At 36.5% G+C, this 15,671-nt stretch carries 12 protein-coding genes; 3 read left to right on the top strand and 9 right to left on the bottom strand.

Annotated elements, in window-relative coordinates; genetic code table 11:
* Positions 1 to 8 precede the first annotated feature (8 nt).
* Genes nrdE through nrdH form a run of 3 tightly spaced genes read right to left on the bottom strand, consistent with a single transcriptional unit; the run spans position 9 to position 2,763 of the window.
* On the bottom strand, positions 9 to 2,159 hold the full coding sequence (nrdE, locus tag ACFINK_RS04960) for a class 1b ribonucleoside-diphosphate reductase subunit alpha (protein ID WP_375638354.1): 2,151 nt from the start codon (positions 2,157 to 2,159) through the stop codon (positions 9 to 11).
* Positions 2,141 to 2,539 (bottom strand): class Ib ribonucleoside-diphosphate reductase assembly flavoprotein NrdI, encoded by a 399-nt coding sequence (gene nrdI, locus ACFINK_RS04955; RefSeq protein WP_375613294.1) that lies wholly within the window; start codon positions 2,537 to 2,539, stop codon positions 2,141 to 2,143. The genes nrdE and nrdI overlap by 19 nt, the downstream gene beginning before the upstream one ends.
* On the bottom strand, positions 2,539 to 2,763 hold the full coding sequence (nrdH, locus tag ACFINK_RS04950; protein WP_005774163.1) for a glutaredoxin-like protein NrdH: 225 nt from the start codon (positions 2,761 to 2,763) through the stop codon (positions 2,539 to 2,541). The genes nrdI and nrdH overlap by 1 nt, the downstream gene beginning before the upstream one ends.
* A 680-nt stretch (positions 2,764 to 3,443) precedes the next feature.
* Here nrdH and ACFINK_RS04945 point away from each other — a divergent pair.
* The 3 genes from ACFINK_RS04945 to ACFINK_RS04935 are packed head-to-tail and all read left to right on the top strand — an operon-like array spanning position 3,444 to position 5,997.
* Complete coding sequence (locus ACFINK_RS04945; protein ID WP_375613293.1) at positions 3,444 to 4,196, top strand: ABC transporter ATP-binding protein; 753 nt, start codon at positions 3,444 to 3,446, stop codon at positions 4,194 to 4,196.
* Positions 4,197 to 4,199: 3 nt separating this feature from the next.
* Complete coding sequence (locus ACFINK_RS04940) at positions 4,200 to 5,069, top strand: metal ABC transporter permease (RefSeq protein WP_375613292.1); 870 nt, start codon at positions 4,200 to 4,202, stop codon at positions 5,067 to 5,069.
* Between the two features lie 10 nt (positions 5,070 to 5,079).
* Positions 5,080 to 5,997, top strand: a complete 918-nt coding sequence (locus tag ACFINK_RS04935) for a metal ABC transporter solute-binding protein, Zn/Mn family (RefSeq protein ID WP_375613291.1) — start codon at positions 5,080 to 5,082, stop codon at positions 5,995 to 5,997.
* 1,924 nt (positions 5,998 to 7,921) lie between these two features.
* Here ACFINK_RS04935 and ACFINK_RS04930 read toward each other — a convergent pair.
* From ACFINK_RS04930 to guaA, 6 genes are all read right to left on the bottom strand, one after another.
* Complete coding sequence (locus tag ACFINK_RS04930; RefSeq protein WP_375613290.1) at positions 7,922 to 8,968, bottom strand: sn-glycerol-3-phosphate import ATP-binding protein UgpC; 1,047 nt, start codon at positions 8,966 to 8,968, stop codon at positions 7,922 to 7,924.
* A gap of 2 nt (positions 8,969 to 8,970) precedes the next feature.
* The gene (gene ugpE / locus ACFINK_RS04925) at positions 8,971 to 9,822 is read right to left on the bottom strand and encodes a sn-glycerol-3-phosphate ABC transporter permease UgpE (RefSeq protein ID WP_375613289.1); all 852 of its coding nucleotides are present in this window, start codon (positions 9,820 to 9,822) and stop codon (positions 8,971 to 8,973) included.
* A 10-nt stretch (positions 9,823 to 9,832) separates the two neighbouring features.
* Positions 9,833 to 10,717: a sn-glycerol-3-phosphate ABC transporter permease UgpA gene (ugpA, locus tag ACFINK_RS04920; RefSeq protein ID WP_375627662.1), complete on the bottom strand. Its 885-nt coding sequence runs from the start codon at positions 10,715 to 10,717 to the stop codon at positions 9,833 to 9,835.
* Positions 10,718 to 10,812: 95 nt separating this feature from the next.
* Entirely contained in the window at positions 10,813 to 12,147 is a 1,335-nt protein-coding gene (gene ugpB, locus ACFINK_RS04915) for a sn-glycerol-3-phosphate ABC transporter substrate-binding protein UgpB (RefSeq protein WP_375618067.1), read from the bottom strand.
* A gap of 965 nt (positions 12,148 to 13,112) precedes the next feature.
* On the bottom strand, positions 13,113 to 13,835 hold the full coding sequence (locus ACFINK_RS04910) for a glycerophosphodiester phosphodiesterase (protein WP_375611843.1): 723 nt from the start codon (positions 13,833 to 13,835) through the stop codon (positions 13,113 to 13,115).
* 169 nt (positions 13,836 to 14,004) lie between these two features.
* A complete protein-coding gene (gene guaA, locus ACFINK_RS04905; RefSeq protein WP_375611844.1) occupies positions 14,005 to 15,561 on the bottom strand; it encodes a glutamine-hydrolyzing GMP synthase in 1,557 nt (518 codons plus the stop codon).
* Positions 15,562 to 15,671 lie beyond the last annotated feature (110 nt).

Below are 15,671 nucleotides of genomic sequence, written 5' to 3'. Positions count from 1 at the left end.
ATGATCTCCTATAAACTGCACGAAACACAGCCATCTACTTCTGTTCCACTCAATGCTACTTGCCGTAATCGTACATAGTAAATACTTTTTATCCCCTTTTTCCAGGCATAAATTTGTGCGCGATTAATATCACGTGTAGTAGCCGTATCAGGAAAAAATAATGTTAATGAAAGACCTTGATCAACATGCTGTGTTGCCGCAGCATAGGTATCTATAATTTTTTCAGGGCCAATCTCATAAGCATCTTGGTAAAAATTCAAATTCGTATTATCCATATAAGGAGCAGGATAATAAACGCGCCCAATTTTTCCCTCTTTGCGAATTTCGATTTTTGAAGCAATCGGATGAATGGAGGAAGTGGCATGATTAATATAGGAAATAGATCCCGTGGGAGGAACTGCCTGTAGATTGCGATTATAAAGCCCGTACTCAATAACTAATTTTTTGAGTTCCTGCCAATCCTTTTGATCTGGAATAACAATATTATTCCGTGCAAAAAGCTCTTGCACAAGCGCAAATTGCGGTTTCCATTCTTTTTCAATATATTTCTCGAAAAAACGTCCATCTGCATAAGCTGATTTTTCAAACCCTGCAAACATTTCTTGACGTTCGTGCGCAATTAAATTGGAAGCACGTATGGCGTGATATGTCACAATATAAAAATAGATATTGGTAAAATCAATCGCTTCTGGAGACCCATAATAGATCTGCTCACGCGCTAGAAACCCATGCAAATTCATTTGTCCCAAACCAATCGCATGACTTTCAGCATTGCCTTTCGCAATGGAAGGCACACAATCAATATTGCTCATATCCGAAACAGCAGTCAGAGCGCGAACAGCAGATTCCACGGTCTGTCCAAAATCAGGACTTTCCATTGCTTTGGCAATATTCATGGATCCAAGATTACAGGATATATCACTTCCAATCGTGCGATAAGTTAAATCTGTCTCCAGTTCACTCGCCTCACTCACCTGCAAAATTTCTGAACATAAATTGCTCATACTTATGCGCCCAGCTATCGGATTCGATCGATTAGCAGTATCCTCAAATAAAATATAGGGATAACCCGACTCAAATTGAATTTCCGCTAATGTCTGGAAAAAAACGCGTGCACTTATTTTCTTTTTACGAATCTTTGCATTATCAACAAAAGAACGATAATGCTCCGTTAAAGAAATATCGCTAAAGGGCTTACCTGTCACACGCTCGATGTCATACGATGAGAAGAGATACATATCCTCATTATTCCGTGCAAGCTCAAAAGTAATATCAGGAATAACGACACCAAGCGAAAGCGTTTTAATTCTAACTTTTTCATCAGCATTTTCACGCTTTGTATCCAAAAACTTCATAATATCTAAATGATGAGCATGCAAATAAACAGCTCCAGCCCCCTGTCGTGCCCCAAGCTGATTGGCGTAAGAAAAAGAATCTTCCAAGAGTTTCATCACCGGTAAAACACCTGAGGACTGATTTTCTATTTGCTTAATTGGCGCCCCTGCTTCCCGCAAATTCGTTAAACAAAGCGCCACACCTCCACCACGTTTTGAAAGCTGCAAAGCCGAATTAACCGAACGACCTATCGATTCCATATTATCTTCAACACGTAGCAAAAAACACGAAACCAATTCACCTCGTTGTTTTTTCCCAGCATTTAAAAATGTTGGTGTTGCCGGTTGAAAACGTCCTGTAATAATTTCATCCACAAAACTTTCAGCAAGAGCTTTATTCCCTTGTGCCAAATATAAAGCTACAAGACAAACGCGATCTTCATAACGTTCAAGATAACGTTTCCCATCAAAAGTCTTCAGTGTATAGCTGGTATAATACTTAAATGCGCCTAAAAAGGTAGGAAAACGAAATTTAAATGCATAAGCACGTTTAAAAAGCTTTTTAATAAAAGAAAAATCATAAAGCTCAAATAAAGCTTTTTCATAATAACCTTCCTCTATTAAGTAATCTACTTTTTCCTTCAGGTTATGAAAAAAAACTGTATTTTGATTAACATGCTGAAGAAAATATTGCCGCGCAGCAAGCCGATCCATATCAAATTGAATATGACCATTTTCATCATAAAGATTAAGCATTGCATTCAACGCATGATAATCAGTAATCTGATCCGATTTCTGCGATTGTCCTATACCAATTGTTTCCAAAATCTTTCCAATCCCTTTTTTACATAAATAACGTCTTCATCAGTTCCACGCAGCTCAAAACGATAAAGGCAAGGTACACAACATTTTTCAGCAATAATTTTACTTGCTAGATTATAATAGCGACCAAAATTACGATTCCCACCGCCAATAACACCACAAATTAATTTTCGGTTCTCAGCTTCATTAAGAAACTGGACAACGGCTTTCGGCACGGCCCCTCTTCCTTCACCATCTGCATATGTAGGAACAACCAATACATAAGGTTCACCAACCAATGCAGAAGGCTTTCTTTTATCAATTTTGAAGAGTCTTTGCCCAAGCTGCGAGACAAAATGTTCTGTATTACCCGTTGCACTCGAATAATAAACAATAAGCCCCATTAAGCACAAAGACCACTAATCATATCTGGTCTAAAACCAGACCAATGATTTTCACCACAAACAACGACAGGAACCTGACGATACCCCAGAGATTGAACAAAACTGTATGCTTGTTCATCACAGGAAATATCAACAACACGATAATGAATGCCTTTTGCATCAAAAGCGCGGCGTGTAGCATCACATTGGACACAAGATGGTTTGCTATAAATAGTGATCGACATTTTCTTCAACTTTCACAATTCCAAACAATCAACCCTGAAAGGTCAATCTAATAATTTTATAGGTACTCAAGAATAACAAAAAATAGAAATTGTACGCAAAACATGTGGTTATTTTCAAATAATACACAGCTTCCTGAACATAACAGAATTCCTCATCAAATAACTTCAAAAACTATGATGAGAATAAGCGATTATTCTACAACTTAAATGGCAAAGCCCCCTAGTTATAAAACAATCTTTTGCTTGCATTACAATTCCCTCCTGCTGTCTAAAAAACTAATGTTCTAAACTACCGTTTTTCAAGAGCTCTGTTTGCTCTTTTACGGCAAAAATCAATTACAAAAACGAAAGGAAATCCTTCCAAAAGAGACCCTTCAGTAAAAATACTGCTATACCTTTGGCCAATAAACTCTTTACAATAATGGAAATAACTTAGATACCAAACGAAACACACTAACACCCTCTCTTGTGCTTATTTAGAATCACCAATCATTTTGATACTATATATAGTATATACTCTCTCTCTTTCGTCAAGGTGAATTCAATTATTATTTTTAATTTTCCACGATCTTCCCACTAAAATTTTCAGTACTCAAAACTATGTAATAATATAACATTTTGTTGACAAACGTTATATTATTACATAGTTTCCAAAATAATAAGCAACGATGGTAAAAAATATGGATCTGCACTTCAATAAAACAACATTAGGCTATAGGAATAGAATAGCAATAAAGAACTTTTCAGCAAAGTTAAAAGCTGGTTCATTGGTTGCAATAACAGGTGATAATGGCGCTGGAAAATCGACACTGCTAAAAGCCATCGCCGGATTGATTAAACCTCTTAAAGGAAAAATTACAAAACCAAAAAAAAGCCGCATTGCTTATCTTGCTCAGCAATGTAATATAGATCAAACATTTCCAATTGATGTGAAAACGCTTGTAAAAACAGGACTGTGGTCTTTTTGTGGATTATGGAAGAATCAGCGCCCTTATGATTCTAAGATTCAAAATGCTCTTAAAATGGTTGGGCTTACAGAACTCGCACCCCGTTCGCTTGAAACATTATCAGGCGGGCAATTACAACGCGCTCTTTTTGCACGTATCATTGTACAAGATGCCAATATTATTTTACTTGATGAACCTTTCAATGGTGTAGATCATAATACCCAAAAAGACCTTCTTGCTCTGATCACATACTGGCAACAGCAAGGACGCACAATTCTCACCGCACTCCATAACCCTCTCATCGTGCAAGAATTTTTCCCCCAAATGATTCAAATTGATCAACAAAACGCCTTTTATGGAGAAACAACACAGTTTTTAAACAACACCCTTCATCACGTTATGCCACCTCTCACATCCAATTCTTTCCCTATTAGCGCACAAAAACAAAATCTTCTCATCAATGATCCTCTCTTTCTTAGGTTATAAGACGTGTATGCATTTTTTCTTGCCCCCTTTGTTGATTTCCAATTTATGCAAAACGCCCTTATCGGTTCTATTTTTCTGTCTATTAGCGCTTGTCCTGTTGGTGTGTTTTTGATGCTCCGAGGAATGAGCTTGACAGGAGATGCTATCTCTCATGCCATTCTTCCTGGTGTTGCAATTGCTTTTCTGATTTGTGGCTTTTCCCTCATATCTATGACACTTGGTGGTATCTTCGCTGGTCTTATTGTTGCTTTAGCAACCATTTTGATTTCACGAAACAGCTTTCAGAAAGAAGATGCATCCATGACCGTCTTTTATCTTATTGCACTCGCGGCAGGTGTTATTATTATCTCACTGAAAGACTCAACAATTGAGCTGCTTCATCTCTTATTCGGATCGGTTCTTGCACTTGATGCACAAGCCCTTTGGTTAATCACTACTATAATGCTGATTACACTCTGCAGCCTTTGTATTTTTTGGCGTGCACTCGTTTTAGAAAGCTTTGACCCCCTCTTTTTTAAATCACTCTCTCCATTGAGTAAATATATTCATATTTCATTGCTTGGACTTGTGGTGCTGAATCTGGTTGGAGGCTTTCAATCACTAGGAACATTACTTTCCGTTGGTATTATGATGATTCCAGCCATTACAGCCCGTTTTTGGTTTTCACGGCTAGGCCCTATTTGCGCGCTTTCCACTCTTTTTGGAATCATTTCTAGCGTATGTGGTCTCCTGCTTTCTTTTCATCTTTCACTTCCCTCCGGCCCTGCTATCATCATTGCCGCAGGATTTATTTATCTTGTTTCCTGTTTGATAAGTCCACGTGGCTTTATTGTAACATGGTTTCCCCACCTCTTTTATACCTCCTCACTTTAAGGAAAAAAATGTGCCTAAGTTTGCTCAAAAATTTGTTCTTCTTGGAGCTTTATTGCTTGCCCTTTCTCCATTTTCTGCTTCTGCACACAATAAAATCAAAGTTGTTGCGAGCTTTTCTATTCTTGCAGATCTCGTAAAAAATGTAGGAGACAACCATATCTCTATGACCACTTTTGTAGGTCCCAATGCGAATACTCACACTTATGAACCTACCCCCCATGATGCTCAGGCTCTTAGAAATGCTCAAATTATTTTCATCAACGGGCTTCATTTAGAAGGATTTATTGATCGCCTCATTACAGCAAGTGGTACAAAAGCACTTCTTGTCGAAGTTAGCGCTAACATTCCCTCCCTCAAAATGAAAAATCAAGAACATAATGCCCATCACCACCACAGCGTTATTGATCCACACGCTTGGCAAACAATTCCCAATGTCAAAATCTATGTGAAGAATATCGCTGCTGCTTTTTGTAAAATCGATCCACAATCCTGTACCAGCTACAAAAAAAATGCCGAAACCTACATCCAAAAACTTAAAATAGCACAAGATACCCTGAAAACAAAAATTGCTACCATTCCTAAAGATAAACGTATCATTATCACATCTCATGATGCCTTTGGCTATTTTGCCAAGGAATATGGTTTTACTATCCTTGCCCCTCAAAGTGCTTCAACAGAAACTGAAGCAACCGCAGCCGATGTTGCTAAACTTATAAAACAAATTAAAGCGAATAAAGCAACTGCCCTATTCGTTGAAAATATCTCTAATCCCCGTCTCATAAAACAGATTGCAAAAGAAACAGGCTTAACAATTGGTGGAACACTTTATTCTGATGCATTGTCAAACAAAAATGGCCCTGCAGCAACTTATCTCGATATGATGGAACATAATGTGAATACCATCATTGATGCTATCACAAAACATTAAGATCTTCTATAAAAGAGATAAAAAAGAGTTCATAAAATCGTAAGTCTATGATTATGTTACTAATGATGCCCCAACAGCTATAATTGATAACATTGATATGAAATAAAGTTACTTTTACAGAGAAATTTATACTCTATAGATTCTAAGATAGATAAAGTAAGTGGATTTATTGCCTCATGGTGCCCAAACTGTCAGCAGTAGCATTCTATTTTTCAATGCTTTTTTTACAATAACTCTCGACACTTGAAACGATTCATAAGAAGAATTTGGTGTCTCTTTCTTAAAGTATTTTTATCTATCCAACTTCATTTATAACATGCAAGTAGAATTAGTGTATGAATAAAAACCACTTGAAGAAAAAATACCTCTTATGAAGAGTCTCAACACAATAATTGTTGCAATGTTGGAGACTGAAAGAGAGTATGATAATGGCCCCAGCTTGCATTTTTATAAGCATAAAGATGGCGATACACAATGGATTTTATGTTATACTACTTATAAACGACTGCGTGAAAAAATAGTTGGAACAACCTTGCAAGATATTTTTTAAAAAAAGTGCGTAAATTGGCAACCCAATAGCCTTCTGTTTAGGTATTCTGTTTTGTATGAGAGATGCAATTCTATTACGTAAAAAAATGTGTTCGGCAATACTTAATCGCCATTATGTAAGAGACACTGGCTCAGATGTTTTTGAAAATTGCAATACTAAATTAAAAGATGATGCTAAAGACAGAATCTATTTTTTATTTGATGCTTTCATATTCTCCCTAAATTAAGCTGTCTCCTCATTTTAGAAATTACACAAGCAGATAAGCTTATTCTACTTTGGCATACAAAACTGAATACAGCACTGAACCGTCTTCATATTTGTCTCAAACATACTGCTGTATAAAGTTTAGGTTGATTTATAAGCAACAAAAAGCACGCGCTTTATAAGAAAGTAATATCATAAAACCATTAATAAACTGGCAATATATTGAAAAAATATACCAGCTTTTATAGAATGCTTTGTAAAACAATAACATAACTGCCTTTGTCCCTGCTGATTCTTATAGGTATTCGCATCGATCCCTTATGTTATATTCATAAAGATCTGTTTGAGGATGATCTACAGGCAATTTTTAACTCAAGAATATAGAAAAGATCGATGAGATGTTACAGATGTGTTTCATCTGCTTTTATCGCTAAAAGTAATGAAAATTCTAAAACAAGCACGCCTTCTATCTCTCAGTGATTTTTTGCAACTTATCAGATACCCTTGCTGAGAATTGCATAGTGATTTACACGAGAAAAAATAAACTTGCAGCATGCGCGCATAGGTTTCTCTCTAATTTATGTGATTGGTAAAAAAAACAAATGCTTCTTATAGGAGCTCTGAAACTATTTTAGATCATATGGCCAGCGGTAAGATAGAATGCGCCTATTCTCGTAGAGATTATTTAGAACAGCGTCGTATTTTGTGCATCAAATAGACTTCTTATGTTAGGGATCAAAGCTCAGATATGGGGCGCATCCTTCCTTATCTGTAACTCATTTTTTCTCTCTATTTCTCTCATTTACTTTTATAATACACATAAATTATTACATCAAGAAACATATGATAATATGTTGTTTTTTATAACAAAATTATAAATGAGTAAAAATATGGTTAATAAAGATTTATTCTATATTGATATTTTTTTTATAATGAAAATGATGTTTGAAAATTATATTCTTCTTACAGACCGTGAAAATGCAAAATTTCTTCATATAAATGTTTTGACATTCTCAGCGCTATGGGACAATAGATCATTACCAAAACTGTTAAAATTTTGTTTTTAATCCCATCGGTTACAACCTGAGTTTGTAAATGTAATTGAGCAAGTCAAAACACACCATTATCATGACGCAGCATAAAAGAGAGTCGTATCACATCAATTAATGCTTACTTATTATTTGTGCGCTTTCCTGTGTTTTTATTAAAAGTATGAAAATTCTGATGAGCAACAGTGAAACTTAGTTTTTGACCATAGTCGTGTGTCAAGCGTTCTTTTATTTCAATCGTAAAGATGATACCATTCCAACGCGTTAAAACATGGCAACCTGTTCCAATAAGCTTGATAAGCTCAATTTTTGTGTGAAAGACAGGCCCTTTATCTGGATGTTCGCCCAATAAGATTATTTCAGGTCTGAATGCTAAAAGATCAGTTTCTTCACCATAAGAAAATGAATGCCCTAAATGTTGTTCTAAGACATAGCGATCAAGAAAATTCATAGGAGGAGAACCAATAAAATCAGCAACAAATGTTGTTGCTGGAGTATCGTAAATTTCCATTGGTGTTCCAATTTGCTCGATAGCTCCTTTATTCAAAACGACTATTCTATCAGCTAATGTCATAGCTTCTAGTTGATCATGGGTAACATAGAGGCTCGTTGTTCCTAATGAACGCTGTAGTGTTTTTATTTCAATACACATTTGCGCCCGTAATTTTGCATCAAGATTTGAAAGAGGTTCATCAAAGAGAAAAACACGGGGTTGACGTACAATCACACGCCCCATTGCAACACGCTGACGTTGTCCTCCTGATAATTGTCGTGGTTTACGATCAAGAAATGGTTCTATCTCCAAAAGCTTTGCAGCATGTGCGATACGTTTTTTAATTTCTTCTTTAGGAGTTTTACGATTTTTAAGACCATATTCTAAATTTCCACGAACTGTCATATGGGGATAAAGGGCATAATTTTGAAAAACCATAGCGATATCACGATCAGCTGGTTCACGATCATTGATACATTCGTTATCAATGCATAATTCACCTGAGGTAACTTGTTCAAGTCCTGCTATAATACGTAATAAGGTCGATTTTCCGCACCCTGAAGGACCGACAAGAACAAGAAGTTCTTTATCGGCAACAGTTAAGTTTAAATCATCAATGACCAGAATGCCGTTGTCATACTGTTTTTTTATATTTGATAACTGGATTATGGCCACAATTACTTCTCCGTTTCAATAAGGCCTTTGATAAAAAGCCGCTGCATGAAGATAACAACAAGAACAGGGGGAACCATGGCAACAACCGATACTGCCATGAGTATATTCCATTGAGGATCATGTTGAAGTGATTCGACAATAAGCTGTTTTAAAATAATAAGGATCGTTTGATGATTTTGATCCGTTGTGATGATAAGAGGCCAGAGATATTGTATCCATCCATAAATGAACATAATGATAAATAAAGCAGCAATATTGCTTTTACTAAGAGGAAGAAGAATATCCTTAAAAAATTTAACTGGACCTGCACCATCAACACGTGCCGCCTCTAAGAGTTCATCTGGAACAGTCAAAAAAAACTGGCGAAATAAAAATGTAGCGGTCGCAGATGCAATAAGTGGAATAATCATTCCACTATAGGTGTTGACCATCCCCAATTTTGCAACAATCTCATAGGTTGGAAGAATACGAACTTCGACAGGGAGCATCAATGTAACAAAAATAAGAACAAAAGCAGTTTTTCGGAAGGGAAAGCGCATGTAAATAATTGCATAAGCAGACAAAAGTGAAATAATAATTTTTCCAACGCTAATCCCAAGAGCCATAATGAATGAATTCATTAAGAGTGGCCAGAGGTTGGGCAAACCCAGCTGTGCAAGGCCATCACCAAAGATTGTTTTATAATTTTCCAGAGCATATTTCCCAGGCAAAAGAGGAAGTGTTCCTGAGTTAAATGCTGCTGAACTATGAGTTGATGCAATGATAGCAACATAAACTGGAAAGCAAATAATGATAATACCAACAATGAGAATAATATGGGTTAGAAATTTCAAAACAGGGCGATTTTCAACCATAATTTGTTTCCTAATATTGTACACGGCGCTCAATCCAGCGAAACTGGATAAACGTTAAGACAATAACCATCAACATCAATATTGTTGATTGTGCTGCTGATGCACCGATTATTTGATTTCTAAAGCCATCGTCATATACTTTATAGACGAGGATGCTCGTTGCACGCGCAGGACCTCCAGAAGTTGTATTATCAATAATACCAAAAGTATCAAACATAACATAATTGACATTGACAATAAGAAGGAAAAACGTCGTTGGTGAAATTTGCGGGAAAACCACTGTCCAAAATCGTTTAAAGGGACCAGCACCATCAATGGCGGCTGCTTCTATTTGAGAACGCGGAACAGATTGAAGACCTGTAAGAAAAAAGAGAAAATTGTAAGAAATTTGTTTCCAACTAGCCGCAATGACAATAAGAATCATTGCTTGAGTGCCATTAATACGATAATTCCATAGCACCCCTATTTTCTCGAGAAAAAAAGGGATAATTCCGATGGTGGGATGAAAGATAAACAGCCACAATATACCTGCCAATACTGGAGCAACAGCATAGGGCCAGAGCAAAAGCATTGTATAAGCCTTTTTTGCACGGATGACACGATCAACACAGACAGCTAAGAGAAGTGATATTGTCATTGAAGCGACAGTAACTGAGATGGAAAATACTGCGGTTGTAAAAAGCGATTGCCGATAAGTAGGATCAGAAAGAACGGTTAGATAATTCTCAAAACCAATAAAGGTTGTTGTAAAGCCAAAAGGGTCTTCACGCTCAAAAGATGATTTTATTGCTTGAGCAGCAGGCCAAAAGAAAAACAAAAAAGTCACAAGAAGCTGAGGAAAAAGCAGTCCGTAAGAAAGTAGACTATTTTTAAAATATGCATGTTTTTCTTGCATTCATAGGGCTCTTTAAATGTAGAGACTTTAAAAAAGTAAACAAAAAGGACTCAACCGTTTTTGTTGAGTCTTTAATGTTTAACAATAAAACGAAATTAATGATTAGATCTTTCAAATTCACGCAAGAGTTTATTTCCACGTTCAACGGTCTCATCTAAACCATCTTTCGGCGTTTTTGAACCACTAAGAACAGCTTCCAACTCTTGATCAAGAATGGCACGAATTTGTGGTAAATTACCAAATCTTATCCCTTTTGAGTTAACTGTTGGTGGATTAAGATTAATCTGTTTGATAGCTATATCCGCACCTGGCGTTTTTTCATAGAAATGTTGTTTTTTGCTCAATTCATAAGTCGCTTTTGTGGTTGGGAGATAACCTGTTTCCTGATGCCATTTTGCTTGATTTTCTGTTTTTGAAAGAAATTTAAGAAAAGCGGCTGCCCCTGCATATTCCTTTGGAGTATGGCCCTTAAACGCCCAAATAGAAGCTCCCCCAATAACTGAATTTTGTGGTGCTCCTTCTGTATCCTTATAGTACGGTAGCATACCAACCCCCACATTAAACTGAGCTTCAGAAACAATTCCAGCATGTGATCCTGAAGATTGCATAAAAATTGCACAATTTTGTGCCATAAACATTGGTGTTGAATCTAATGCACCTGCTGGACCACCATAACGGAAAATACCTTGATCAGACCACTTTTTCAGGTCAGTCCACATACGCACTTGTAAAGGTCCATTAAATGTAAGTTCTGAATCAAGTCCTTTAAAGCCATTTTCCTTCGTTCCAAAAGGAACATTATGCAACGCTGAAAAATTTTCTATACCAATCCATTGAGCGGCATAAGCCATTGTAAAACCACAAGTTGCCGCTTTAGTCTCAAGAATTTTCTTGGAAAAGTTTTCTATATCTTGCCACGTTCTAGGAGGCTGTTCTGGATCAAGCCCTGCTTTTTTAAAGATATCTTTGTTATAATAAAGGATGGGTGTTGAAATATTAAATGGCATAGAGACGATACGTCCCTGTTCATCGGAGTAATAACCACTAATAGCAGGGAAATAATCTGTAGGATCAAATTCTTGTTTTGTATCAGCCATAAGTTGATAAAATGGGTAGATTGCACCTTTTGCAGCCATCATAGTTCCAGTACCAACGTCATAAATTTGAGCAAGTACTGGCTGTTTCTTTCCACGAAATGCTGCAATGAGTGAAATCAATCCCTCTTCATATTCACCGCGAAATGAAGAAACAACTTTATACTCAGATTGACTTGCATTAAAATCGTTAATGAGACTTTCAGTTTGCTTTCCTAATTCACCACTCATAGAATGCCAAAAGCTGATTTTTGTCTGTGCAAAACTTTCTGTCATCCCCGCTGTGGACATTATGATAGCAACCGTGGCCGCTATGGAAAGATAAAAACGACTCATGCTTCACCCTTTCTGAAGTGATGGAATACAAACTACCCCTAAATTTATAGTATTACACATGAACATGCTATGACAGTTTTATTTCAGAAACATATTCTCTCATTTAAACAGGAACCACCTAAAGGTCAAATGAATTTGTTTAAATTTATTTATTTTCTTTTATAAGCTTTCTTATGTATTCACGAAATACGCGTTTGTAACTATCTGAAAAAAGTGAGATGGCTTAAATAAGAAAAGTCACTTGGTAAAAAGATATAGATCGTAAATATCATTTCAATGACTATTTTAATATCTGGATTTACTTTTTTAAAAAGAATTGTTTATTCTTTTATTATTTGTCTTATAACTTTCGGCTTATAACTTTAACACGATGTTGCTACTGAATTTAAAGAAGAGACAAATAGAATTTTTTTAAAATTAAGAAAATCATTTTGAAGCGCTTAATAGTCTCTTTCCCTGTAACAAGATCACACCCCTCACGCAAAACAAAATGACACTGTATAACCAATTTCCATGCTGTTAAAAAATCTTTCAATACATCTACATTTCATGATAGCACCTATAAAATAAGCCCTAAAGCCTCTCCATTAAAGTATATAAGACTTTTTGTATGCCATCATTTTTACACTTCATAAAAGTGCAAAACGACATCATCATGTGCGATCCTAATGCTTCAACAAATCTTGCATTTAAAATACGTTAAATGAATATTTTTATTCTTTTCTCAATCATTTTTTATCCACACACCAACCCTGCTTGTAATGTGCAAACGAATGATTTTGATTGATTCATTGTAAAAATATTTGAAATAAGAGAATCTTACGTATTAAGGTCTCTTACTCACATGAATAAAATATTAATTATGATTATAAATCAATGTATTATTGTCGTATATTAGATAATTTTTCTTCTTTCATTACGCTAACTTTATGAAGATATATAGTTCCTTTTGTGTTGATGTATTTTTACCTTTGTGCACACAATTGCAATGCGAGATCAGGTTGATCTGTCGTAATATAATGTACAGGCATATCAAGCCAATATGATAACCGAGCTTTTCCATTAATTGTCCATACCCCTACAGTAAAACCAGCCTCAAGAGCTGATTCAATAAAGTTCTGTGAAACAATAGAGCCATCTAAACTTAGATCAGAATAACCTAATTGCTTCCATTCAGAAAAATGACGGTACATATCACCTTCGAAATTATCAACACATGGACCAGATGGTATTCCTGCTTCAATAAAAGGACGAAGGATAAAAGGATCAAAACTAATAGCAGAAACCCGTTCTGATAAATTTCGGCTTTTTATTAGCGCAAGCGCTTTTTGGGATAATATTGTTTCGCGCTCCACTTCACCACATGTCTTGATTTCAAGATGCAATGCAACATTCGTTGGTGCTAAAAGATCAAGCACTTCTTCTAATAAGGGAGGTGCTTCTTGGCTTCCTTTTACGCAGAGTTGTTTGCGTGTTTCATTATCAATGTCGTGAATATACCCCTTTTTTCCAACCAATTGGTCTAGACGGAAGTCGTGAAAGACAACCACTTCACCGCTTTTTAGCAAATGAACGTCGCATTCAACTTCATCAACACCTAACGCTATAGCATTATTAAATGCCGAAAGGGTATTTTCAGGATAAAGATGAGCTCCTCCACGGTGTGCAACAATTTTTTTCTCAGACATGCAAAATCCCACACTTCTCAATTTTAAACGATATTGACGTACAGATTGCCAGATAAAAGCTTATATCATATGAAAATACACAATCATTTTTAAATGATTTTTTCTACACTTTTCGAATATCAAACCCTCAGTCATATTTTATTCTTAAAAGACTTATCCTTCATTTTAATTATTCCCATTCAATAGTACTAGGAGGCTTTGAGGTTACATCATATACAACACGATTAATCCCTCTAACTTCGTTAATAATACGTGCTGCTGTCTTACTTAAAAACGCCATATCATAAGGATAAAAATCAGCAGTCATTCCATCTACAGATGTGACGGCGCGAAGAGCACAAACAAATTCATAAGTGCGACCATCCCCCATAACACCAACAGTTTGAACTGGAAGAAGAACAGCAAAAGCTTGCCAAATTTCATCATAAAGACCGGCCTTACGGATTTCCTCAAGATAAATAGCATCTGCTTCGCGTAAAATTTCTAATTTTTCACGTGTTACAGCACCTGGACACCGAATTGCAAGGCCGGGACCTGGAAAAGGATGGCGACCAATAAACTGCTCCGGTAGCCCTAACTCTCGTCCTAGCGAGCGAACCTCATCCTTAAAGAGCTCACGTAACGGTTCTACAAGTTTCATCTTCATCTGTTCTGGTAGCCCACCCACATTATGATGGCTTTTAATGGTTACCGTTTCACCAATAGCAGACACACTCTCAATAACATCTGGATAAAGTGTTCCTTGTGCTAAAAACTCTGCACCTCCTATTTTTTTCGTTTCTTCTTCAAAAACTTCAATAAAAAGGCGACCAATTGTTTTGCGTTTTTTTTCTGGATCTGTCTCACCTTTTAAAGCATTAAGAAACACATCAGCAGCATTAACGTGAATAAGCTCTATATTATAATGATCACGAAAGAGCGTGAGAACTTCTTCAGCTTCATTCTTGCGCATCAGCCCATGGTCTACCAAAATACATGTCAGTTGATCTCCTATAGCTTCATGAAGGAGTACCGCTACAACAGATGAATCCACTCCCCCTGAAAGACCACAAATCACACGACTTTTCCCAACTTTTTGTCGTATCGTAGCAATTGCCTGCTCACGATAAGAAGCCATTGACCAATTGCCTTTAATAGCAGAGATCTTATGAACAAAATTTTGCAAAAGTTTTGTACCATCCGGTGTATGGATAACTTCAGGATGAAACTGTACCGCATAAAAATGTCTTTTTTCATCCGCAATAGCCGCATAGGGAGCTCCTTTTGAGGTTCCTATGACACGAAAACCTTCTGGTAAAGCTGCCACACGGTCACCATGGCTCATCCATACTTGATAACGAGAACCTTTTTCCCACACTCCATCAAAAAGGGCACTCTCTTCTTGAACTTCCAAAAAAGCACGCCCAAATTCACGCTCATGTCCAGCTTCAACCTTTCCTCCAAGCTGAACACACATGACTTGTTCACCATAGCAAATACCCAAAATCGGAACACCCGCCTCAAAAATTTCCATTGGTGCACGCGGAGAGCCCTCATCAATAACGGAATAAGGACTCCCTGATAAAATAATAGCTTTAGGATTTATGCGGCGCACAGCTTCTAAAGCCAATTGAAAAGGAGCAATTTCACAATATACCCCCATTGCTCGTACCCGTCGTGCAATAAGTTGTGTAACTTGTGAACCAAAGTCAATAATAAGAACAGTGTCTGGATGTGATATGCTCATAGAAAACCAATCAACAATTGTAAAAGAAAACTCATGAGAGTTATGATTTAATCTTTCTCTTTTCACAAGCCTATTTTCTTACGAAAAAGATTATTCTCGTAAAGTTTATG

The organism is Bartonella sp. AA16NXGY (assembly GCF_042197325.1).
Classification (GTDB): Bacteria; Pseudomonadota; Alphaproteobacteria; order Rhizobiales; family Rhizobiaceae; genus Bartonella.
Note: the sequence above shows the minus strand (reverse complement) of the source record. Positions and strands in the feature narration are given on the sequence as shown.